This is a genomic window from Actinoplanes solisilvae, assembly GCF_003999975.1.
Lineage (GTDB): Bacteria > Actinomycetota > Actinomycetes > Mycobacteriales > Micromonosporaceae > Actinoplanes > Actinoplanes solisilvae.
Genome location: NZ_RJAC01000091.1, coordinates 1 through 878, shown reverse-complemented (window position 1 = coordinate 878; position 878 = coordinate 1). Strand labels below are relative to the sequence as shown.

General features: G+C 52.3%; 1 rRNA gene. It reads right to left on the bottom strand.

The window, feature by feature from the left end:
• Positions 1 to 878, bottom strand: a 23S ribosomal RNA gene (locus tag EER30_RS46710); the annotation flags it as partial.

Here is an 878-nt window from a genome sequence, read left to right as displayed (position 1 = left end):
TTTAAATGGTGGCTGCTTCTAAGCCAACATCCTGGTTGTCTAAGCAACTCCACATCCTTTTCCACTTAACGTATACTTTGGGACCTTAGCTGGCGGTCTGGGCTGTTCCCTTTCGACTACGGATCTTATCACTCGCAGTCTGACTCCCAAGGATAAGTCATTGGCATTCGGAGTTTGACTGAATTCGGTAACCCGGTAGGGGCCCCTAGTCCAATCAGTGCTCTACCTCCAAGACTCTTACCTTGAGGCTAGCCCTAAAGCTATTTCGGAGAGAACCAGCTATCTCCAGGTTCGATTGGCATTTCACCCCTACCCACACCTCATCCCCGCACTTTTCAACGTGCGTGGGTTCGGGCCTCCATTCAGTGTTACCTGAACTTCACCCTGGACATGGGTAGATCACCTGGTTTCGGGTCTACGACCACGTACTCATGCGCCCTATTCAGACTCGCTTTCGCTGCGGCTCCGCATCTTCTGCTTAACCTTGCACGAGATCGTAACTCGCCGGTTCATTCTACAAAAGGCACGCCATCACCCGTTAACGGGCTCTGACTACTTGTAGGCACACGGTTTCAGGATCTCTTTCACTCCCCTTCCGGGGTGCTTTTCACCTTTCCCTCACGGTACTGGTTCACTATCGGTCACTAGGGAGTATTTAGCCTTGGGAGATGGTCCTCCCGGATTCCGACGGAATTTCACGTGTTCCGCCGTACTCAGGATCCACTCAGGAGAGAACGAAGTTTTGACTACAGGGCTGTTACCTCCTATGGCGGGCCTTTCCAGACCTCTTCATCTACCTCGTTCCTTTGTAACTCCGTACAGAGTGTCCTACAGCCCCAAGAGGCAAGCCTCTTGGTTTGGGCTGATCCCGTTTCGCT